Source organism: Virgibacillus natechei (assembly GCF_026013645.1).
Lineage (GTDB): Bacteria > Bacillota > Bacilli > Bacillales > Amphibacillaceae > Virgibacillus_L > Virgibacillus_L natechei.
The window spans coordinates 3,594,216-3,615,677 of the sequence record NZ_CP110224.1 but is presented as its reverse complement, the minus strand read 5'-3'; the positions used below and the strand labels follow the sequence as shown (position 1 = coordinate 3,615,677).

Below are 21,462 nucleotides of genomic sequence, written 5' to 3'. Positions count from 1 at the left end.
GCCTGATTCTGTTTTCGCCAATCAATGCATAATGCCAAGCCTATAAGTCAAACTATGCTTATAAACCTTAAAAAGAGGAGCTTGCTTGGATATGGAATTTGATTGGATTTGGAAGGCTGTAGCTATTATTATAGGTGGAACATTTATTTTACGAATGGCTGGAAGGAAGTCTATTTCGCAAATGACGCTTACACAAACCGTTATTATGATTGGGATTGGTTCTTTGTTTATTCAGCCGGTTGCGGGGGAAAATATCTGGGTGACATTTGGTGTTGGTGCAATTCTAGTCATGACTCTATTCATCCTTGAGGTCCTGCAAGTCAAAGTGGATTTTATTGAAACCTTAATTACCGGCAAGTCAAAAATTGTAATAGAAAATGGCGTATTACAGGAGAAAGAATTAAAGAAACTAAGAATAACGGCGGATCAGCTGGAGATGAAATTACGTCAACAAAGTGTGGCACGTATAAGTGATGTGCAATGGGCGACACTCGAGCCAAATGGACAAGTAGGTTATACATTAAAACCGGAAGCACAGGCTGTGACGAAGAAAGAATTACAGCAACTGAAAAATACAGTCCAGGAAACGCTCGACCAAATCGAACTTCATATGGAACTTCCAAACCCAAATCAACAGAATCAAGTAAATAATCAACCCCTTGCTTCAAGTGAACAGGAAGATTTATTTGCAGAAGTAAAGCGAAAAACGCATAAAAATGTACCACCAAAACATTTAAGGTAATTCAAACATTAACGAATCGATGGGGATCAGAATAGCGTCCGTCTTCGCTTAAGCGTTAAATAACCTATCACGATTTTTGGTTGATGAATTGTCATCCAACTCTTTTGACTTATTAACAGACCGATAACAACATTAGATAGTCTTCCTTGGTTTAAGGATCCTTCCAATCAAGGGGCTTTTGTTCTTCAATCCTCAGGACAGCTTTCCTGTTTGCGGACAAATGAAAATAAAAATGGTGTTCCAATGGAACACCATTTTTTTACTTCTTTTCTTTACGGTTAATATGGATCGTTGGTGATTTGTAATTATTGGTTTCTTTGATATCCGTACTGGATGCTTTCATGAAGGACCAAGCAAGTAAGGCCATGATAAATATAATCGGAAAACCGGCAACGATACTTGCCGTCTGGAGTGTTTCTAAGCCTCCAATAAATAGAAGAACCAATGGCAAAAAACATAATGTAAATGCCCAGAACAGTCGATTCCAGCGCATTGGTTCGCTTTGAATTTCTTTTTGCACAACTGAAGCAAGAATGAACGATGAAGAATCGAATGTTGTTGCCAAAAATATGATAGCAAGGATGGTGAATAGACCTACCATAATACTCCCCATCGGTAATTGGTTCACTATGGCTATGATAGCGGCAGGCGCACCGAATTCATCCATATGACTAATAACATCAAACGTCCCTGACAGCTGTAAATATAGCCCAAAGTTACCCATAATTCCAAAGAACAATATACTGCCGATCGTTCCATAAATCATGGTCCCAAAGATCATCTCCTGGATGGTGCGCCCTCGGGAAATACGTGCGACAAATAGCCCAACAAAGGGTGCATAGACAAGCCACCATGCCCAGTAGAAAACGGTCCATGATTCTGGAAAACCTGTCTGCGTAAATCCGGCTAGATTGCCAAGTGGTTCAAGCCATGTAGCCATTCGAAAAAAGTTATCAGCAAGGGTTCCAATACTTGAAAGTGTTGTATCACTAATGAAAATAGTAGGTCCAAATACGAAGATAAAGAGTAGAATAAAAAGCGCTAACCATAAATTAATATCACTTAACACTTTAATCCCTTTTCGCAAACCAGAATACGCACTAACGGCAAATATGAGTGTGCATAATAGCATGATCCCTGCTTGAAGGCCAAGTGTCACTGGTATTCCTGTTAAATGATGGACACCTTCTGCGATCATCGGTGTTCCAAGTGCTAACGTCGTCCCAGCCCCGCCCATTAATCCAAATATGAACAAAACATCAATAATCACACCAAGCGGTCCATCAACAAGTTTTCCTAATACGGGTCGTACTGCTTCACTAATCTTAAGTACCGGCTTCTTTCGCACATAATAAAAATAAGCAATCGGTAATGCAGGTAATGTATAAATCGCCCATGCGATTGGCCCCCAATGGAAAATGCCATATGTAGACGCCCATTCGATCGCTTCATTCGATTCTGGCGTAACACCAAATGGTGGACCTTGATAATAGTAGGCCCACTCGATCATTGCCCAGTATAGGATACTGGAGCCAATGCCAGCTGCGAACAACATTCCAGCCCATGAAAGGTTACCGAATTCCTTTTCATCGTCTTTGTTACCTAATTTAATTTTCCCATTCTTGCTAAAGGCTACATAAATAAGAAAGACGAATGCTAATAAGCCCATTATCATATATAGAACACCGAAGTTTCCGGTCATAAACGTATTGGCCATGTTGATAACTTCAGCACCAGCCTCTGGGAATAAAATAAGAGGAATGGTTACACTTAATAAAACAACTAATGCCCCAATAAATGTGGGCCAATCAATTAATTTTGTATTCATAGATAAAACAATCCTTTCATTGTTGGATTCTTCGTTTCCTGTAATTACATGTAGGAAACGTAACGCATGCTCTAAATTAGAATCTTGTATCTTGTCTTCTGACGTTAGTATGCTCAAAAACACCTATATAATGTTTCTTTTTGGATAAGTATAGAAACTCGTTTACTGCATAAGTTCAGGCTAAGGAAAAAGCTTGGTGATAAGCCAAGTTTTCTTAAGATGAGGTGCAAAAAAACGCCATTGCTTTTAATTGAAAAAGCAATGACGTTGGTGGAAAAAATGGCTGAAGCACATACCCTTGATGAAACTCCTGAAGAGGTCGAGCGTGTGACCGGGATAAGGTGAAAATAGCAGTTGAGTAGGTATTTGAGTACGCACTGTTAGAGGATGTTCATAAATCAAATAGTTCTGTTCACTTACTGAATGTTGAAATCAAAAATGCATGCAGGAGTCAAATCCTGCATGCATCAATTACCTATTAAACGACACCCTGTTCCAGCATTGCGTCGGCAACTTTTTTAAATCCTGCGATATTAGCACCAGTAACGAAATCACCTGGACAGTCAAACGCTTCAGAAGCCTCTACACAGTTTTCATAGATCGTTTGCATAATGTCCTGTAATTTTGCATCGACTTCCTCGAAACTCCAAGACATTCGCATGCTGTTCTGTGACATTTCTAGAGAAGAAACCGCAACTCCACCCGCATTTACAGCCTTTGCTGGGCCGAATAGAATTTTATTGTCTAAAAACACATTAATGGCTTCAGTAGCTGAAGGCATATTTGCCCCTTCCGCAACTGCTTTTACCCCATTTTCGACAAGTTTCTTAGCTGCATCCTCATCAATCTCATTTTGAGTAGCACATGGGAGTGCGATGTCGCAGGGGACGTTCCAAATATCCGTACAACCTTCAACATAGGTAGCGCCAGGATGTTTATCAATATATTCAGTAATACGACCATTATTCTCTTCTTTAATATTTTTTACCGTGTCAAGGTCAATACCATTCTCATCATAAATATAGCCATTGGAGTCACTGCATGCCACAACGTTCGCTCCCAGCTGCATAGCCTTTTCGATGGCATAGATTGATACATTTCCTGACCCTGATACAACGACCGTACTGCCATCAAGCGATTGTCCTCTGTCTTTCAACATGGCCTGCACAAAATAAATCGTGCCATATCCAGTAGCTTCTTTTCTCGCTAGACTACCACCATAGCCCAATCCTTTTCCAGTTAACACACCAGCTTCAAAGCTAGACCGCATTTTTTTGTACTGGCCGAACATATAGCCAATCTCTTTGGAACCAACACCGACATCACCAGCAGGTATGTCTGTATCTGGCCCGATATATTTTGCTAGTTCCGTCATAAAGCTTTGGCAAAAACGCATGATTTCATTATCGGATTTACCTTTAGGATCAAAATCAGCTCCGCCTTTACCGCCGCCGATCTGTTGTCCTGTAAGAGAATTCTTGAAAATCTGCTGCAGACCAAGGAACTTTACAATACTTAAATTAACGGATGGATGAAAACGTAACCCACCTTTATATGGCCCAAGCGCACTATTAAACTGCACTCGAAATCCCCGATTCACATTTACCTTTCCTTCATCGTCCACCCACGGAACACGAAATGAAATGACGCGCTCAGGTTCAATCAGTTGCTCTAGAATACCTTTTTCCATGTAGATGGGATATTTCTCTAGGATAGGGATAAGGGATTTGAAGATTAAGGATACAGCTTGGTGGAATTCCGCTTCGTTAGGATTACGTACTACTACAGTTTCATATACCTCATTTAAATAATCTTGGACAATTTGCTTGTTGTTTGTACTGTTTTTTTCTTTCATTGAAATAACCATAATGGCATCGTTACCTCCCGTTATTATGATAGTGAAAAAATCTTAGAAAGCTTTATAGTTTGAAATGCAAACCCTAAGGCAAATTGCCAAAGCCCACACTTACAACGCTCAGGACGTGCTACGAAAAAATCATTAATGTTAATTAATCATAAAGGAAGTGATTGATCGTAACAATATTAAAAATAGATGAAAACAATATCAATAAGAGATAAGTGCATAATAAATGCCTTCATAGAAGGGGTTTTGAAACGCAATATAATAAATGAATTTTCTTATATTGAATTTAGCTACGTAATATGATAGTGTATAAGTGCAATATATTGATTAATTTATAAAGTATTTCACTATATATAGTGATTCGAGCTAAGGTGACAACAACTGTCTGAAAAGGGAATCCAGGTCAAAGCTGGAACTGCCCCCGCAACTGTTCGTGTGGACGACCGAGTAAACCACTGTATTGTATGCTGTTTGGCAATAGTACGGGAAGGACTCTAGTAGGTAGAAGCACAAGTCAGGAGACCTGCCATAGCTTGAAGTGTCATTTCTCCGGGGTGTGAGAAGGTGAGGCAATGGAAGTGTATACTTCTGTTGTTCGTTGCCGTTCATCCTAGGGGTGGACGGTTTTTTAGTTGCATAGGAAACTATAGAATTTAAAAGCTGTGGATAACTTATTTGCCGAAATATCCACGTCCAGCTCCAGCGCCCAGCAACTATCAAACTTCACACTCCTCCACTACGATAAGTCAACATCGACTCACTTCGTTCGTCGTGTTTCCTTTATCTCATTGCGAAGTGCTCCAGTTTGTACGTTGCTAAACGGGCGCTTGCGCTTTTGTTCTATATTTTTAAATGGATCAATCAATTTACATATTACATACGATTAAAAAAGGAGAGTCAATCTATAATGATAACAGAGGTAGCTAGTAATGAGGAGCAAATCGTTCAAATCATAAATGAAGCAGCAGAAAATTTATCCATCAACACAACAAATTATAAAGAAAAATCACTAAAAGCAATCCAACCTGATACTGAGCCTGGAAAAGCGGCTGGAATTCTAATCAAAAACGCCCTTGAAAACGTGGATGAAGCCAATACAGAATGGACGTATCTGGCAAGCAGAATATATGTAAAAGAATTGTATCGGAAGGCGGGAGAAAATCGGCAATATGCTTCTGATATGAAGTATGGAAATTTTTATGAATTAATTAATAAGCTTACGGAAGAAGGTATTTACACCAGTCATTTACTAGATATATATAGGAAGGAGGAAATTGATTATTTTGCTGAACAAATTAATCCTAAAAATGACCTACTCTTTGACTATTTGGGGCTATACTCCATGGCAACGAGGTATTTGGCAACCGACCACGCGAAAAATACATATGAATTGCCACAGGAACGCTGGATGATTATCGCGATGCATCTCATGCAGGATGAGTCTGAATCTGAGCGTACGCAGCTTGTTACCGAAGCATATTGGGCTCTTAGCAACCTGTACATGACTGTCGCCACTCCAACGCTTACAAATGCCGGAAAAACGCATGGGCAGTTGTCCAGTTGCTTCATCGATACCGTGGATGACAGCTTGCAATCGATCTATGATAGTAATACCGACATTGCGCGACTCTCAAAAAACGGTGGAGGCATTGGCGTTTACATGGGCAAAATCCGTAGTCGAGGGAGCTCGATCAAGGGATTTAAAGGGATGTCTAGCGGTGTTGTGCCATGGATTAAACAGTTGAATAATACAGCGGTAAGTGTGGATCAACTTGGGACAAGAAAAGGTGCTATTGCGATCTATTTAGATGTATGGCATATGGATATTGAGCCGTTTCTTGATTTGAAATTAAATAACGGGGATGACCGCATGCGCGCCCATGATATATTTACCGGGGTTACGCTGCCGGATTACTTTATGGAAAAAGTAGAAAAACGCGAGGATTGGTATTTATTTGATCCGCATGAAGTGAGAGAAGTAATGGGCTATTCGCTGGAAAACTTTTATGATGAGGAAAAAGGGGGCGGACAGTGGCGCAGGAAGTATGAGGAATGCGTGCAATCGGATCTCCTAACTAAAAAAAGCGTTCCGGCAATTGATCTCATGAAACGAATCATGAAGTCACAGCTCGAATCCGGGACACCATTCATGTTTTACCGTGATGAGGTGAATCGACAGAACAGCAATCCGCATAACGGAATGATCTATTGTTCCAATCTATGTACGGAAATCACACAGAATCAATCACCAAGCGAATTTATCGAGGAATTTATTGAAAATGAAGATACGATCGTTAAAAAGTATAAAACAGGTGACTATGTTGTTTGTAACTTGAGCTCAATTAATCTAGGAAAAGCTGTTCCTGATAATGTACTAGAACGACTGATCAAAATTCAGGTACGTATGCTGGATAATGTGATCGACATTAACACGTTGCCGATTAAGCAAACGCAATTAACCAATCAGAAATACCGTGCAATTGGACTTGGAACCTTTGGCTGGCATCATCTATTAGCCTTGAAAAATGTAAAATGGGAAAGCGAAGAATCCGTTACATTTGCGGATGAATTGTATGAAAAAATCGCCTATTTGACGATAAAAAACAGCATGGAATTAAGTAAGGAAAAAGGGAACTATCCGGCGTTTGAAGGCAGCAAATGGAGTGATGGAAGTTATTTTACACAGAAAGGGTATACCGATGATAAATGGATGGCTTTAAAAGAACAAGTGAAAGAAAATGGGATGCGCAATGGTTATTTAATGGCGGTGGCACCTAACTCGAGCACCTCCATGATTGCTGGGTCAACAGCAAGTATCGATCCTATTTTTAAGCCTTTTTACAATGAGGAAAAGAAGGATTTTAAAATACCAACAACCGCACCTGATTTGAATCATCAAACATACGAGATCTACCGTCGTTCTGCTTACATTGTCGATCAGCGCTGGTCGGTAAGGCAAAATGCGGCACGTCAAAAGCATATCGATCAAAGTATTTCGTTTAATATTTATGTACCGAACACAATCCGAGCCTCTGTACTTTTGGATGTCCATCTGCAGGCATGGAGGGAAGGATTGAAGACGACGTATTATGTTCGTTCAACAGCAAATGAAGTCGAAGAATGTGAGTGGTGTGAAAGTTGAGGACCTTAATTGCTTATTTATCATATAGCGGAAATACGGAGGAAGTAGCGAATCATATTGAGACGAAACTAAAGGGCGAGAATCTATCTGTGGATCGGCATCAAATCGGTATCGATGCCCCAGTAGATCCCGCGTTTTATGATTATATTTTTCTCGGAACATTCACGTGGGATAGGGGTGCGACACCGGACGAGGTGAAAGATTTTGTCCTGGAAGTTGGTTATAAACCGAATCATGTTGCTGTATTCGGAACAGGGGATACTCAATTTGGCGGGGATGAATTATTTTGCAGGGCTGTGGATAAACTTGCGCGATTTTACCATAGCAGGTGGAATGGTTTGAAAATTGAACAATCCCCTCGAGGAAGTCAGGAAGAAAGAATAGATGAATGGGTAGAAGGAGTGTTGCAGGATGCCAAGAGCTATGCTTGAGAAAGCGAAAACGTTGGAACCGCGTAATCCAAATAAATCAACAGGTTTGTTTGGGGGTAAGTCGAGTGGAATTTTGAACTGGAATGATATAGCTTATCCACATTGGTATAAAATGTATAAGCGGCTTGTGGGTAATTACTGGCAGGCGGATGAAGTCAACATGTCCAGTGATGTGAAGCAGTTTTCTATGTTGACGGAATCGGAGCAGGAGGCCTATTTGAAAATAATTGGCTTGTTATCCACATTGGACGGGCCACAAACGAGGACGGCACTGCTATTATCCCTTTATTCAACTGATGCATCGGTACAATCGATTATGGCAGTCATGGCCCAGCAGGAAGCAGTGCATAATGAGAGCTACTCCTATGTCCTTTCATCCGTCGTATCGCTGGATGAGCAAAATGAATCCTTCCAGCTTGGGAGAAAAGACCCTGTGCTGCTGAAGCGAAATGAAAATCTGATCAAGCAATACAATGCGTTCGTTGAAGAACCAACGATAGAAAATATTCTGAAGACGCTTGTGTATACATCGTTGCTGGAGGGGATGTTCTTCTATTCCGGCTTTGCGTTTTTCTATAATTTAGCACGGCACAATAAGATGGTCGGTACATCAACAATGATCAGCTATATTAACCGTGATGAACTCGAGCACGGACGTTTTATCGGAGAACTTTTCCGTGCAACATTGGGTGAAAATCCGGAGTATAATACAGGTGAATTTACGGATTGGGTCTATGCCCATTTTCAGGAATCGGTTGAGCTGGAAATCGAGTGGTCAAACTATGTATTGGCAGATGTGGAAGGCATCGATCTTGAAGAAATGGCAGGCTATATCAAATACCGGGCAAATAAAATGCTTCGAATGATGGGACTGGAGGAAATTTATCCACAACATGTGGATAATCCAATGAAATGGATCCGTGCATATGTGGATAACTTTGACGGGACGAAAACGGATTTCTTTGAACAAAAGTCCAGGCAGTATACGAAGACAAGTGATTTGAATGGGTTTGATGATCTGTAGGAGTATTGGGGTGGAGATGATTGGCGTTAGGCTGATTGTCTCTGCTTTTTTGTGTTTGGGAAGGGCGAGGCGCGTCGAAACGGGAGAGGGCTGGGCTGAATCGGGAGAGCTGCGCACCAAATCGGGAAAGAAGGGGCGTAAACCGGGAGAGCGCTACACCGAATCGGGAGAGAGCCACACAAACGATGCTATATCGGGTCCGGGCATCAGCCTTTTGAGGGCACTCAGACAACGGCATTTCGCCAATCTAAACCTATTCTCAATAGAAAATCTGCATGATGTCGATTTTTTTCTCTATAATTACCCACAAGTATATTATCCACAACATATCCACAATTCATGATTCTCTATATTGTATTGCAAGTTAGTTGTTTTTTTGATATGCTATATTGTATTACAAGATACATGAAAGTGGACTAATTTTTTCATATCTATATTGCAATACAAAGTAGGTGAGTTTTTGTCGATACGAAGTCAGTTGTTAAAAGGAATATTGGAGGGTTGCATTCTCGCGGTAGTCGAACGTCAGACTGTATACGGTTATGAATTATCGTTGAAGCTTCAGGATTACGGACTTTCTGTTAGTGAAGGATCCATTTATCCCATTTTGTTACGGCTGCAAAAAGAAAAGCTGATTAGGGGAGAAATGAAAAAGTCATCGACCGGTCCAAACCGGAAGTATTACTATCTGACAGATGAGGGCGCAGAGGCTCTAGATGACTTTAAAGTAAACTGGGAAGGGCTCAAGGCGCCGGTAGACCGTTTATTACATAAGGAGGGATAGTATGAATGCAGAAGAGTTGATTCAAATCAATAATGAAAAACGAAAAGAGCTAACGAAAGAAAACAAGGAGTATTATGAGGATATGCTGGTTTATGTGCGCCTCTCCTATGATAAATCCGAACAGGAAACGGAAGAAATTCTAACAGAATTACTAGATCATTTAGTGGAGGCACAGGAAGAAGGAACAACGGCGAAGGATGTATTTGGACAGGAGCCGAAGAAATATGCGGACGAAATAATTGGAGAACTTCCTAAAATGGTAACGAAGGAACGCATGCAGTATTTCGCAATGGGTGTGTTGTATTTTCTAGCTAGCATCGCTTTTCTCAACGGAATTATTAAACTGTTTAGTTATTATGTGCTTGATATAGAACCGTTAACAGAAACCTACTATTTGGGGTCCTTAGCCTTCAAAACCTTGCTAAAAATCGTTGTAGCATTTGTACTACTATATTTTGTTGTTAAATATATTCGCTGGTCTAGTTTTAAAAGGATTAATAAAGTAGCGGAATTCCTTTTGTCTGGTCTCATTGGTATTATTGCGATGGGTGTGTTTATGCTGGTTATCTTTGTCACACCTGACTTTGGCCCGACTGTGCAGATTTCGTTTTATGTAACATTACTGCTTGGAATTGTATTGTTTTTTGTAGCACGAAGGGTGAGAAAGATTAATAGTTAGGTTATCTTAATAATTATAAAAGGACAATGAGAGGCGGGGCTAAACGTCTGGGTCAAATTTAGAGGTTGAAGTCTGTTACTAATGCTTTGTCAAGAGTAGTAATTACTAAAAGCACCTTTCGGAAACAGGGTGAAGTATATGTAACTATTTCCTTTTTTATTGTTTTCAAAATAAATATAATTCTATGCAAAATTTTAAATTTTGATAGGAAAATATGATATAATTTAGTAAAAAGACGTTTAAATGAGGTATAAAATGGAAACAAGATTAGATGAATCACTAGTGGTATCAGGATATCAAGAATTTGCGGAGTTTATCTTAGATGATTTTAATAAACATTTGCTAATAAACACTATAGAAAACTGCATAAAAGGTTCTGAATGGCCAAAAAGTTATTTTAATCTAAGAGATGAATTTTTACCAAACATTATCGGGAATGATGCTTCTTCATTTTTCTTTTGGTTTGCTTTGGTGGGACAGAAGGGACAGGAACACTGTCCCCTGGTTCATCTGGTGCTAGGACAATTAACCTGTCCCTATGTCCCGCAACAAGAGAAGTGCTGATTAAGCACTTCTCTTTGTTAATACTGATTGGGGCCGTTCGCATCCTAGTGAATCTCCAATCGAAGTATTTTTCCAATTAGTATAGGAGGATCGGACTCTCCTATAGCTGAGTCTACATCATAGTAAATTGTTACCTCGTCATCAAGTTGAACCTCATCGTTAATCTCAGTTGGGATATTAAATGTTAACTTCTTGTAATCTTCATCTTCAGCCTCTTGTACCAGAATTCTCTTGCCATCGCTTTCTTCATTTAGTTCAATCACTGTACCAGAGTAACTACTATAATCTGTTACATTTTCATCGTCGGAGACATCATTTGAATTACCTGCACATCCACCAAGTACGAAAAGTAAGGGAAGCATAAGGAGTATTGTTTTCATAAGATTGTTATTCCTCCTTCTTGTTCTTCTTTCAATTAATAATACATGGCAGCGTGTGATCTTAATACAACTTATGTTATTTTTTTATTAACTGAATCAATTTCATAATTGCTCTTTTTAAAAAATACAAAGACCTGCAGAATTTTAAATATTTATTTTTTAAAACTTACTTTAAGCAGCTTGTTGCTGGTTTAACAATAAATTGATACGGTCACTGGCTAATTTTGAAGCGTTATAAACAAGTGTTACGATGTCAAAATGAATTTTTGCGCGTTTTCCAGTTCGATAACGAACATTGTTGAGTTGAAAGAATTCCTTAAGATACCCATTGACCCGCTCCACAGCGGAGCGACGTTTAAATAGTCTTTTCCAAGCTTTTGACCCACGAGCTGGTGCAGTATATCTTCGAAGATCTGTGGTTATCTTTACTTTATAAACCTTTTGACAGATACCTTCGGCAGCTAAGGGACATTCACTACATTCTTTTGGACTTGTGTATTTTAAGGTTTCATATTTGTCATCAAAACTGTCGTAACGATAGGAGTGCTCTCGAAAACAAGTGGGCGCAAAGTGCTTATCAAAGCCAATGGGCTCTCCTTCATTTTTCTTGTTATAAGCAATGACAGATTGCTGCCCCATTCAATGTACCTGTATGTAAATGGGGTCATAGTCATAGCCGGCATCCATTGTCTGATAGTGCAAAAATGGAAGGGACAGACATTCATCAATACCCTTTAATAACGGGATAGCTGCCTTCCCATCATTCAGACTGCCAGACGAAAATAGAGACTGTAAAATATATTGACTAGATGTACCAACAGCTAAATGTCCCTTGTAACCAAACCATGCGAGGTTTTTTCCTTCGCTATTCTTTTTCACACCCCATTTGGGGTGTTGAGGGACTTTAGCTCGTAATTCGTCTAACGGAACATCCAACTGGGCTTCTATTTTCTTTTCATAAAGAGGAAGATTGGCTTCATATTCTGCTTGTTCAGCTAGCCATTGTTCTCGCTCTTCCTTGGATTTACGCCCACGCTTCTTGGGTTCAGGTTTTGGTTTTCCTTCTTTTGATGGTGCTTGGTCACGAGCTTCAAAATGAGTTGCGTCAATAGCTACCGTGTCATCCATAATGAATCCCTCTGAGATCGCCTGAAGCACAACTTTTTCCTGTGCTTTCTCTAGGACAGTTAACTCACCAAGTTTCGTTAAAAGTCGAGAATAGGATGCTTCAGATGGGGTATTATCAGAAACAAGAAACCCGCAATTCAGCTTAAAAATAAAATCATCATTCAGACGTTTAATTAGGTCTTTGATTGTTGGGATACGTTCTACGTATCGAATAAATATAGAGATAATCATCGCTGCATGGTTCAGTTCTTCTGGTGCACCAAGCTGGGATTTCTTGGTTATTTCATGATAAATCATATCTAGATCTATCGCAGAAATAATCGATTCGTAACGATGGGTAGGTTCCATCTCATATAATTCTTGGATGCCAAATAAGCTTGTTTGTCGTATAATGGTCATAGGGAGTATTCCTCCAGTCTTTTTTGGATGTTTTGTCAACTACCATTATACAAGACTTGGGGAGGTACTTCCTTTTTCGTGTTTCAAACCCTTTGGGACACAAGGGCTATGAATTATGAAATTCACTCATAAGGTGTTGACATGCGATAACGCATAATAAAGATTGGGGGGTATAAGATGAATAAAAATGAATTGGTTAAAAAATACGAGGTAGTAATGTCGTCGATCAACAGGGTAAAAATGGATCATGAAAAACAATCAGATTCAGAATTTTCAAGGGTTTGTATGGACTCAATAAGCGAATTTGCGGATGATTTTTCTTACTATATCGAGAAACATAATTCTTTAGAAGATATAATTGGTGTTGAGGAAGCTGCTAGAATTTTAGGACTTTCTCCTGGAACCATAAAAAATTATTGTGCTTCGGGTAAAATTGAAGCTAAGAAGATCGGGAAAACGTGGGTTATTGATAAAAACAAACTAAACAAGGAGGGGTAACATGACAAATTTTGAGCGATTGAAATCATTAGATAGTGAGTATGAAATGGCTGATTTAATCTTATATGTACTTTCAATAAATTATAGCCAAATCATAAAAGGAGATGGAACACTAGAAGGATTGCCTTTATTAAGATGGTTGCAAGAAGAATATAAGGAGGGTGAACGTAGTGAGTCTGAAATCGAAAATATATAAAACGTTACGCATCTGGAATGATGTGGACGCTGTTCGCAAAAATAGAATAGGCAGAAGAATTGGAAGGCGTGTAGCTGGTAAAGCAACGGGTAGAGCAATGAGAAGGATTTTTAAATAATGACTTGTCCAATCTGCAAAATGGAGATACAGACTAATGATGCCGTTAGCATAGATGTGAATAATACTGTTTCGCATTTGTCTTGTCAGAACATGCAAAACAAGAGTGTGAAGAAGGATGAAGGTGTTTTGGAGGATCTAATAAGTAAATACGTATTATAGAAAAAACCGACCAGTCATAGGTCGGGTTTTCTATATATTTTAAGATACAGACTTGTCAATGTGAATAAGAAATGAATTACCATCTGATTCTATTGAGAACTTATTTTTAGCCCATTTGTAGATAAGTTTAAATAATTTAAATAATATTAAATACCCGACTACAGCGCCAAAAACATTCATAATTACATCATTAACATCAACTACTCTAAAAGTATATCCAGCATAGAGAGCCACTGCCAGTTGACTTAATTCGATTAGTACTGAAAAAGCTAAACTTACTGTAAAAACTTTTACGATATTAGCCTTTAATAAAAAAGGTAATGCCACACCCATAGGTAAAAACATTATGACATTTAATATACCTTCTTTAGTAATCCCTTCATAAAAAGGTATTAAATTTAAGTCACGCCAAACATTCTGTCCACCCAAAAATTCTCTTTGATCATCATTTACATAAATAGGAAATTGTGTTAGATCTATTACATAATACAAATAAATATAAAATATAGTAAAGAAACTAATGTAAGTCCAACTTTTTTTGTTTATTAGCTTAAAATAAGCGCAAATCAATAAGTATATAAGTAAAAATATATACAAAAACCATCCACTGAAGAAGTATACCATGTTGAAAGTCCTCACTTTAATAAAGAAATATTTTTAATTTCTGACTGTACCAGATCCGCTAATAGTATGTCCGTCATTAGCACCTCTATAAATCATTAGATAATAACTTGTGCCACCACCAAGTCCAGTATAGGTACCATTAAATGATCTTCTTAAACCGTCATCTCTAGGTGTAGACCTTATAATTCCAAAGCAATTTCCAGAAGTTTGATTGCATAACTGATAAGCTATTTGGTTAGGGCCTCCAGCTCCGCTTTTGCTACTTGAAATATAGTGACTTCCGCTCAAAGCCGCTGACCCTCTGCTTAATGTCATAAACTCACCATTTGCACTCCCGTCTACTACACGATGTTCCATAGTGAATGAAAACGAATTGCTTGCAGCGTAAGCTGGTATTGCAAATAAAAATAACAAAGCCCCCAGAATAATTATTGTAAATCCTTTTTGTTTCATAATAACTCCTCCTTTAGTTGTGACATTAGTATAATTCTACATTTCTACATTTTTTTACTTTCTCCTGTAAAAAAATTTAAAATTTAGTTATTTGAATCAATTTCATAATTGCTCTTTTTAAAAAATACAAAGACCTGCAGAATTTTAAAAATTTATTTTTTAAAACTTACTTTAAGCTGCTTGTTGCTGGTTTAACATTAAATTGATACGGTCACTGGCTAATTTTGATGCGTTATAAATAAGTGTTACGATGTCAAAATGTATTTTGGCGCGTTTTCCTGTTCGATACCGAACATTGTTGAGTTGAAAGGATTCCTTAAGATACCCATTGACACGCTCCACAGCGGAACGACGTTTGAATAGATTTTTTCCAAGCTTTTGAGCCACGAGCTGGTGCAGTATATCTTCGGAGGTCTGTAGTTATCTTTACTTTATAAACCTTTTGGCAGATACCTTCGGTAGCTAAGGGACATTCACTACATTCTTTTGGACTTGTATATTTCAATGTTTCATATTTTGCGTCAAAACTGTCATAACGATAGGAATGCTCCCGAAAACAAGTTGGGGCAAAGTGTTTATCAAAACCAATAGGTTCTCTTTCATTTTTCTTATTGTAAGCAATGATAGATTGCTGCCCCATTCGATGCACTTGCTCGTATATAGGATCGTAGTCATAGCCAGCATCCATGGTCTGATAACGTAAAGATGGAAGAGATAGGCATTCATCGACACCCTTTAATAATGGAATTGCTGCCTTCCGTCATTCAGACTGCCAGAAGAAAAAAGGGACTGCAAAATGTATTGACTTGATGTACCAACAGCTAAGTGACCTTTGTAGCCATACAAAAAAACATTTTTCCCTTCGCTGTTCTTTTTTACACCCCACTTGGGGTGTTGAGGAACTTCAGCACGCAATTTGGCTAACGGGACATCCAATTGCGCTTCTATTTTCTTTTCGTAGAGGGGCAGATTGGCTTCTTTTTCCGCCTGTTCAACTAACCATTGGCCACGCTCTTCCTTGGATTTGCGCCCTCGTTTCTTAGGTTCAGCTTTAGACTTTTCCTCTTTTGGTGGTGCTTGGTCACGAGCTTCAAAATGGGTCGCGTCAATAGCGACCGTATCATCGATAATGAATCCCTCTGCAGTCGCTTGAAGCAAAACCTTTTCTTGAACTTTCTCTAAAACAGTCAATTCACTCAGTTTCGTTAAAAGTCGAGAATAGGAAGCTTCAGAGGGCGTATTGTCAGAAACAAGAAACCCGCAGTTCAGTTTGAAAACAAAATCATCATTCAGACGTTTAATCAAATCTTTAATTGTTGGGATACGCTCAACATATCGGATAAAAATAGAAATAATCATCGCTGCATAATTCAGTTCTTCTGGTGCACCAAGCCGGGATTTTTTGTTTACTTCATGGTGAATCATATCCAAATCTATAGCAGAAATAATCTCTTCATACCGATAGGTAGGTTCCATATCATATAATTCTTGGATGCCAAATAAGCTAGTTTGTCGTATAATAGTCACAGGGAGTACTCCTCCAGTCTTTTTTTGGTTTTCTGTCAACTGCCATTATACTAGATTTGGGGAGGTACTTCCTTTTTTGTGTCTCGAACCCATTGGGGCACAAGGGCTAAGAATTATGAAATTCATTCAACTTTTTAGTTATTCTAATCCCTCCATAAAGAATTCCTCTATTTTAAAGGAATTCCAAGGCTCTGCATGGAATAAGTATATAACAACAAAACCGGGCTTATAGGGAGAAAGGAAAGGCAGCTTATGAAAACCAAATTGGCCAATTGGAAGGAACCTGTTTTGCTATTAACCTCTGTTGGAATTGCTGGAATAGGTGACTTTATCTATTTGGTTGCCATTAATATTTTGGTGTTTCAGATGACTGGTTCTGCAGCGGCAGTGGCTGGTTTGTGGATTATCGGTCCAGCTGTGAATATCCTGACTAAATTTTGGACGGGGAGTTTCATCGATTATCGAAGCAAAAGGAAAATCATGATCGTCACCTACCTAGCAAGGGCATTTTTCATATTTTTAATTCCTTTTGCTCCTAACATTGGATTCGTTTACCTGATTTTGATTTTTTTGAGTATCGCCAAGGCATTCTTTACACCTTCATCCACGACCTACATCACACAGTTAATTCCAAGACATATGCGGAAGCGGTATAATTCCATCCAATCATTTACAACGTCTGGAGCTTTTATCATCGGACCGGCTATTGGTGGGACACTTATACTGATGAGCTCTGTAGCAACAACACTTTTTCATGGTCGTTTCTATCCATTGCATTCGGATTTACGATTTTAGGATCTTTAACGTGTTTTTAAATGCAGGCATTATGAGCTTTTACCAAAATAATGTACCTACAGAATTAATGGGAAGAGTGACAAGTATATTCCAATTGCTGCAAAGTCTTTTTCAAATTGTTTTTGTTCTAGGCGTTGGCGTGACAGCAGATATCATACCACTGCGGATCACGATCATGACGTTAGCGTTTGGAATGTTGGTTATAGCAGTTGTGTTGGTTGCCTTTATATTTTTACCGGGAAAAAGGAAGTATTTTCGGGAGGGGTTAAAAATGAGAAAAGTCCTGTTCATTATGATTTTGATAAGTATAAGCATCTTCACAGTAGCCTGCAGCGATGAGGAAGATAGTGAATCAGCAAATGATGTTACAATGGAGACAGAGGAATTTTCAGCAGATGACAGCAGTAATTCGATGACTAACATGGACGAAGCGGATCGCGCGCAGCAGGAGGGCGAAGAGTCTCAAGAGGAAAATTCAACCCAAGCAGAAGATGGTAGCCAAATAGACCGAAAAGTAATTTACACAGCCAATCTCCGTATTGAGGTACAAGAGTATCAACAAGCTGTAAATGATATCCAGACCGAAGTTGCCGATCGGGGTGGCTATATTGTGGACTCCACGATGCAAGAGGGTACGGATGAAGATTCAACGAATGGACAGATAACCGCACGGATTCCTCAAGAGCAGTTTCAAGAGTTTATTCAAATCGTAGAGGATGGTAGCAGCAAGGTTGTGGAAAGTTCGGTTTCCGGTCAGGACGTGACAGAAGAGTATATTGATTTGGAATCACGCCTGGAATCGCAACAAGTCGTGGAGGAGAGGCTACTATCGTTTATGGAAGAAGCAGAAGCAACAGAGGATCTGCTAGCTATTTCAGATGATTTGGCAAACGTCCAAGGCGAGATTGAGGAAATCACAGGCCGAATGAATTATTTGGAAAATAGAACGGATCTTGCAACGGTTACCATCCATATTGAAGAAAATAATGTCTCGATAGCCGGTGACGAGTTAAACACCTGGGAGCAGACGAAACAGCAATTTATGAAAAGTATCAACGCAGTTATCTCCTTCTTTTCGGGACTTTTTGTCTTCTTTGTTGGAAGCTTACCGGTACTTGTTATATTGGGGATCGTCGGTCTGGGTGGATTTCTGATTTATAGGAAGATAAAAAAGGATAGGCAAGAGAATTGATTTTTTAATATAATTTACATGAGGAGTCTAAAAATGTACGAACTAAAAACAAAAGAAAACGACAGCAGTGTCATGGCGTTTATTGAAACAGTTGAAAATCCTAAAAAACGCGAAGATGCATATAAATTAGTAGATATTTTTACCGAAGCAACAGGCTATAAAGCGAAAATGTGGGGCGCGAGTATCATTGGATTCGGCGCCTATCATTATAAATATGAATCTGGCCACGAAGGCGATGCGCCGCTGGTTGGATTTTCACCACGAAAGGCAAAAATCAGCCTGTACTTTGCAACAGGGGACAAGAAACGAGCGGAACTATTAAAGGACTTTGGAAAACATACGACAGGCAAGGCCTGTGTGTATATCAATAAAGTAGCTGATATTGATGTTGATGTGTTAAAAGCGTTAATCCATCAATCGGTTGCATTTTTGAGCGAAACCTATCCGGATCAGTAACCTGAAAGAGGGACGAGGGGACAGGAACACTGTCCCCTTTCATCTGGTGCTGGGACAATGAACCTGTCCCTATGTCCCCCCGTTTCACTTTTTCCTATTTCTTCTCTTTTTTATATCATGGATGTTATTTTCCCTTGAGAACTCTGTCTGCAAATGAGTGGGTGTTGTATTACGTTGGTTATCTGTTTCTGTATCCTCAAGTACGCTTTCTTTCATGTAGATATGGAACAAGGCTTCACACAGTGCAATTAAGAACCCCGCAAAGGCGGAAGCCGCAAATACCGGAAAGGTTCCAGCAGCTTGTCCGATAAAAATAAAGTTTAGTAACCACACGGAACCAGTAGCAAGAAAAAAGTCAGCTATGGATGCAACGGCATTTCCGGATCTTGGTAGTATAAATAAATCCCCAATAACGTAAGCTAGACCGGTGACGAGTATACTACTCAAGAATATTTCTGTAAGATTGACTACTTCGAAGATCGTCAAAATGGAGAAAAGCACAGTAGCAACAATGATGAACTTAATGACTAACGCTGTTATATGTCTCATTACGAAATGTCCTTTCTACAGTAAAATGTCTGTCTAGGATAGTATTTGAATTTTTTGGTGGAATATACGTAATGGTCCGGAATACTTAAGAATTACTTAGTCAAACTCATCGTCACAAGTAGAATCTGAACTGATTTTGATCTATACTATTATATAGGATGTAAAAAGGATATAAGGGGAAGATTGTGTTGAATACAAAAGAAGAAGTCATTCAATTGATTAAAGATTTACCAGATAATGTATCGACGGAAGAGATTATGCATGAGTTGTATGTTCATTTCAAGTTTCAGCAGGGCGCACTTGAAAATATGAATGAAAAGCCAGATACAAAGACGAAGAAAGTAAAAACAAAGTCAGGAAAATGGCTGCACTAGGTTGTACTTCATTCATATGAAAAATCAACATGGCTCCGCTTTACGTAGCTACCGTCTCACATAAAAATGAATTTGTTATCATCAAAAGCTGCCCAATCAGATTGGACAGCTTTTTTCTAATTAATTATTAAAATAGTTATTCAACCCAGCTTTAATAGCTTGAGCTACTTGATTTTGGTAATCTGCTGTTTGAACGGTTGCAAGGTCGCGTTGATTTGTTATAAAACCTAATTCCATTACGACAGATGGGGCGTTATTATGACGTAAAACGCGATAATTCCCCTCCATAACCCCTCTATCTTGCAACTGGGTAGCAGATGCTAATGAAGTGTGAAGTTCTTGTGCTAAAGTATAATCCGCTCCATTCGATTGGAAATAGGTGCTCACACCATTTACAGACATGATTGGAAAGGCATCATAATGCAGGCTGATGAAAGCATCTGTGTTTGTTTGGTTACTGATGTGGGCTCGCTCATCAAGCGAAATAAACGAATCCCCAGTTCTTGTTAACGTAACATCTGCACCAGCATCAAGTAATTGCTGTTCGACTTTTTCAGTTGTGGACATTGTTAAGTCTTTTTCATATACATTGTTAAGTCCGATTGCCCCTGGATCATTTCCTCCATGACCAGGATCAAGGACGATAGTATAGCCCTCAAGTGATCCATTAGATGATGTTTTCTGCTGTGCAGTTTCATTTGAATCATTATTTGATGATGTATTTGTTGGCTCACTGGCAGCTTCTCCCGAATTCGTTAACCATGTCGCAACCCATCCAGTGGATCCGTTTGATAAAGAAACGTTATGCCAATCTCCAGCAGTTTCTATTACATTATATGTATCACCAGCTACTGTTGAGCCGATTCTTGAATAGTTTTTTCCAGGCCCTGAGCGGATATTAACACTTTCTGCGGTAACGGTAATCATTTCGGATGTAACTTCGGCCTCAGCAGTAGCATTACTATTTTGACCAGAACTACTAACCGGAATTAAATGATGCTTAGCAATCCAAACCACCTCTCCACCATAATAGGTCTGGATCCAACCAAATTTCTCTTGAAAGGCTACAATTTGATCTCCTTCCCTTAACGTACCAATGATTTCTGACCCTGCTGCAGGTTCACTACGAACATTAAGTAAATCGTTCCCTACTTCATACGTATCTCCATTCTCTGCTAATCCTGTAGTTGGAAAATATAAAACTAAAAATAGCAAGAACCCAATTCCAACCGTAAAATATCGTATAAACTTCATATGCGCCTCCTTTGATGTGAAACGAAGTCTAAATATATAATAATACTAATTAATAGCCTGAACAAGTAGAATCTAAACTATTTTTTGATAAAATCATTCGAATGACCTAGACATTGGTAGAAGGATATTTTTCGACCTAGGAAAAGGTAAACGATTTGCTACTTCGATAGATAGAGGAATTGTGGGAAATCTAATAATAAAGGTTGCTTAATAGGAGTAACGATTGAAAAATATCTCAGCTCGATGAACTGAGATATATATTTTCAAATTACAAAAGACTCGTTGGTACGGAGCATTTTG

Annotated in this window: 22 protein-coding genes, 2 pseudogenes and 1 riboswitch; of the genes and pseudogenes, 15 read left to right on the top strand and 9 right to left on the bottom strand. The window is 38.9% G+C overall.

What is annotated here, in order from left to right:
* Positions 1 to 91: 91 nt before the first annotated feature.
* Positions 92 to 742, top strand: coding sequence for a DUF421 domain-containing protein (locus OLD84_RS18050; RefSeq protein ID WP_209464081.1), 651 nt, complete (start codon positions 92 to 94; stop codon positions 740 to 742).
* A 259-nt stretch (positions 743 to 1,001) separates the two neighbouring features.
* Here the strand turns inward: OLD84_RS18050 and OLD84_RS18045 are convergent, their stop codons facing one another.
* The gene (locus tag OLD84_RS18045) at positions 1,002 to 2,570 is read right to left on the bottom strand and encodes a BCCT family transporter (RefSeq protein WP_209464095.1); all 1,569 of its coding nucleotides are present in this window, start codon (positions 2,568 to 2,570) and stop codon (positions 1,002 to 1,004) included.
* Positions 2,571 to 3,048: 478 nt separating this feature from the next.
* Positions 3,049 to 4,425: an NADP-specific glutamate dehydrogenase gene (gene gdhA / locus OLD84_RS18040; RefSeq protein ID WP_390336982.1), complete on the bottom strand. Its 1,377-nt coding sequence runs from the start codon at positions 4,423 to 4,425 to the stop codon at positions 3,049 to 3,051.
* 361 nt (positions 4,426 to 4,786) lie between these two features.
* Positions 4,787 to 4,979: riboswitch (cobalamin riboswitch) on the top strand.
* Between the two features lie 362 nt (positions 4,980 to 5,341).
* Here gdhA and OLD84_RS18035 point away from each other — a divergent pair.
* The 7 genes from OLD84_RS18035 to OLD84_RS18005 all read left to right on the top strand — a co-directional run bounded on the left by OLD84_RS18035 (position 5,342) and on the right by OLD84_RS18005 (position 11,058).
* The gene (locus OLD84_RS18035) at positions 5,342 to 7,576 is read left to right on the top strand and encodes a ribonucleoside-diphosphate reductase subunit alpha (protein ID WP_209464079.1); all 2,235 of its coding nucleotides are present in this window, start codon (positions 5,342 to 5,344) and stop codon (positions 7,574 to 7,576) included.
* On the top strand, positions 7,573 to 8,007 hold the full coding sequence (locus OLD84_RS18030) for a flavodoxin (RefSeq protein ID WP_209464078.1): 435 nt from the start codon (positions 7,573 to 7,575) through the stop codon (positions 8,005 to 8,007). Before OLD84_RS18035 ends, OLD84_RS18030 begins: the two co-directional genes overlap by 4 nt.
* Positions 7,988 to 9,031, top strand: coding sequence for a ribonucleotide-diphosphate reductase subunit beta (locus tag OLD84_RS18025; protein ID WP_209464077.1), 1,044 nt, complete (start codon positions 7,988 to 7,990; stop codon positions 9,029 to 9,031). Before OLD84_RS18030 ends, OLD84_RS18025 begins: the two co-directional genes overlap by 20 nt.
* A gap of 10 nt (positions 9,032 to 9,041) precedes the next feature.
* Positions 9,042 to 9,374 (top strand): hypothetical protein, encoded by a 333-nt coding sequence (locus tag OLD84_RS18020; RefSeq protein ID WP_209464076.1) that lies wholly within the window; start codon positions 9,042 to 9,044, stop codon positions 9,372 to 9,374.
* Between the two features lie 117 nt (positions 9,375 to 9,491).
* Positions 9,492 to 9,815: a PadR family transcriptional regulator gene (locus OLD84_RS18015; protein ID WP_209464075.1), complete on the top strand. Its 324-nt coding sequence runs from the start codon at positions 9,492 to 9,494 to the stop codon at positions 9,813 to 9,815.
* Between the two features lies 1 nt (position 9,816).
* A complete protein-coding gene (locus tag OLD84_RS18010) occupies positions 9,817 to 10,494 on the top strand; it encodes a DUF1129 family protein (protein WP_209464074.1) in 678 nt (225 codons plus the stop codon).
* Positions 10,495 to 10,749: 255 nt separating this feature from the next.
* Positions 10,750 to 11,058, top strand: coding sequence for a hypothetical protein (locus tag OLD84_RS18005; protein WP_209464073.1), 309 nt, complete (start codon positions 10,750 to 10,752; stop codon positions 11,056 to 11,058).
* A gap of 44 nt (positions 11,059 to 11,102) precedes the next feature.
* Here the strand turns inward: OLD84_RS18005 and OLD84_RS18000 are convergent, their stop codons facing one another.
* Both OLD84_RS18000 and OLD84_RS17995 read right to left on the bottom strand, forming a co-directional pair.
* Positions 11,103 to 11,438, bottom strand: a complete 336-nt coding sequence (locus tag OLD84_RS18000) for a hypothetical protein (protein ID WP_209464072.1) — start codon at positions 11,436 to 11,438, stop codon at positions 11,103 to 11,105.
* Between the two features lie 171 nt (positions 11,439 to 11,609).
* Positions 11,610 to 12,965, bottom strand: a pseudogene (locus tag OLD84_RS17995) (IS1182 family transposase).
* A gap of 177 nt (positions 12,966 to 13,142) precedes the next feature.
* On the opposite strand from OLD84_RS17995, the gene OLD84_RS17990 reads away from it, so the two are divergent.
* From OLD84_RS17990 to OLD84_RS17980, 3 genes are read left to right on the top strand one after another with little or no spacing between them, the layout of a single operon-like run.
* Positions 13,143 to 13,463, top strand: a complete 321-nt coding sequence (locus OLD84_RS17990) for a helix-turn-helix domain-containing protein (RefSeq protein ID WP_245301643.1) — start codon at positions 13,143 to 13,145, stop codon at positions 13,461 to 13,463.
* A gap of 1 nt (position 13,464) precedes the next feature.
* Complete coding sequence (locus OLD84_RS17985) at positions 13,465 to 13,659, top strand: hypothetical protein (protein WP_209464071.1); 195 nt, start codon at positions 13,465 to 13,467, stop codon at positions 13,657 to 13,659.
* Positions 13,634 to 13,777, top strand: coding sequence for a hypothetical protein (locus OLD84_RS17980; RefSeq protein ID WP_209464070.1), 144 nt, complete (start codon positions 13,634 to 13,636; stop codon positions 13,775 to 13,777). The genes OLD84_RS17985 and OLD84_RS17980 overlap by 26 nt, the downstream gene beginning before the upstream one ends.
* A gap of 200 nt (positions 13,778 to 13,977) precedes the next feature.
* Here the strand turns inward: OLD84_RS17980 and OLD84_RS17975 are convergent, their stop codons facing one another.
* The 3 genes and pseudogenes from OLD84_RS17975 to OLD84_RS17965 all read right to left on the bottom strand — a co-directional run bounded on the left by OLD84_RS17975 (position 13,978) and on the right by OLD84_RS17965 (position 16,542).
* Entirely contained in the window at positions 13,978 to 14,562 is a 585-nt protein-coding gene (locus OLD84_RS17975) for a VanZ family protein (RefSeq protein WP_209464069.1), read from the bottom strand.
* A gap of 33 nt (positions 14,563 to 14,595) precedes the next feature.
* The gene (locus OLD84_RS17970; protein WP_209464068.1) at positions 14,596 to 15,015 is read right to left on the bottom strand and encodes a hypothetical protein; all 420 of its coding nucleotides are present in this window, start codon (positions 15,013 to 15,015) and stop codon (positions 14,596 to 14,598) included.
* A 171-nt stretch (positions 15,016 to 15,186) separates the two neighbouring features.
* A pseudogene (locus OLD84_RS17965) lies at positions 15,187 to 16,542 on the bottom strand (transposase).
* Positions 16,543 to 16,794: 252 nt separating this feature from the next.
* On the opposite strand from OLD84_RS17965, the gene OLD84_RS17960 reads away from it, so the two are divergent.
* From OLD84_RS17960 to OLD84_RS17950, 3 genes are read left to right on the top strand one after another with little or no spacing between them, the layout of a single operon-like run.
* Positions 16,795 to 17,337 carry an MFS transporter gene (locus tag OLD84_RS17960; RefSeq protein ID WP_319961559.1) on the top strand — a complete coding sequence of 181 codons (543 nt, stop codon included), beginning with the start codon at positions 16,795 to 16,797 and terminating at the stop codon, positions 17,335 to 17,337.
* 10 nt (positions 17,338 to 17,347) lie between these two features.
* Positions 17,348 to 18,529 (top strand): DUF4349 domain-containing protein, encoded by a 1,182-nt coding sequence (locus OLD84_RS17955; protein WP_319961557.1) that lies wholly within the window; start codon positions 17,348 to 17,350, stop codon positions 18,527 to 18,529.
* A 33-nt stretch (positions 18,530 to 18,562) separates the two neighbouring features.
* The gene (locus OLD84_RS17950; protein WP_209464067.1) at positions 18,563 to 18,985 is read left to right on the top strand and encodes a DUF1801 domain-containing protein; all 423 of its coding nucleotides are present in this window, start codon (positions 18,563 to 18,565) and stop codon (positions 18,983 to 18,985) included.
* Positions 18,986 to 19,069: 84 nt separating this feature from the next.
* On the opposite strand, the gene OLD84_RS17945 is transcribed toward OLD84_RS17950, so the two are convergent.
* A complete protein-coding gene (locus OLD84_RS17945) occupies positions 19,070 to 19,534 on the bottom strand; it encodes a YndM family protein (protein WP_209464066.1) in 465 nt (154 codons plus the stop codon).
* A gap of 188 nt (positions 19,535 to 19,722) precedes the next feature.
* Here OLD84_RS17945 and OLD84_RS17940 point away from each other — a divergent pair, with 188 nt between their 5' ends.
* Positions 19,723 to 19,908 (top strand): hypothetical protein, encoded by a 186-nt coding sequence (locus OLD84_RS17940; RefSeq protein ID WP_209464065.1) that lies wholly within the window; start codon positions 19,723 to 19,725, stop codon positions 19,906 to 19,908.
* Between the two features lie 120 nt (positions 19,909 to 20,028).
* Here the strand turns inward: OLD84_RS17940 and OLD84_RS17935 are convergent, their stop codons facing one another.
* Positions 20,029 to 21,162 (bottom strand): N-acetylmuramoyl-L-alanine amidase family protein, encoded by a 1,134-nt coding sequence (locus tag OLD84_RS17935; protein ID WP_209464064.1) that lies wholly within the window; start codon positions 21,160 to 21,162, stop codon positions 20,029 to 20,031.
* Between the last annotated feature and the right edge of the window lie 300 nt (positions 21,163 to 21,462).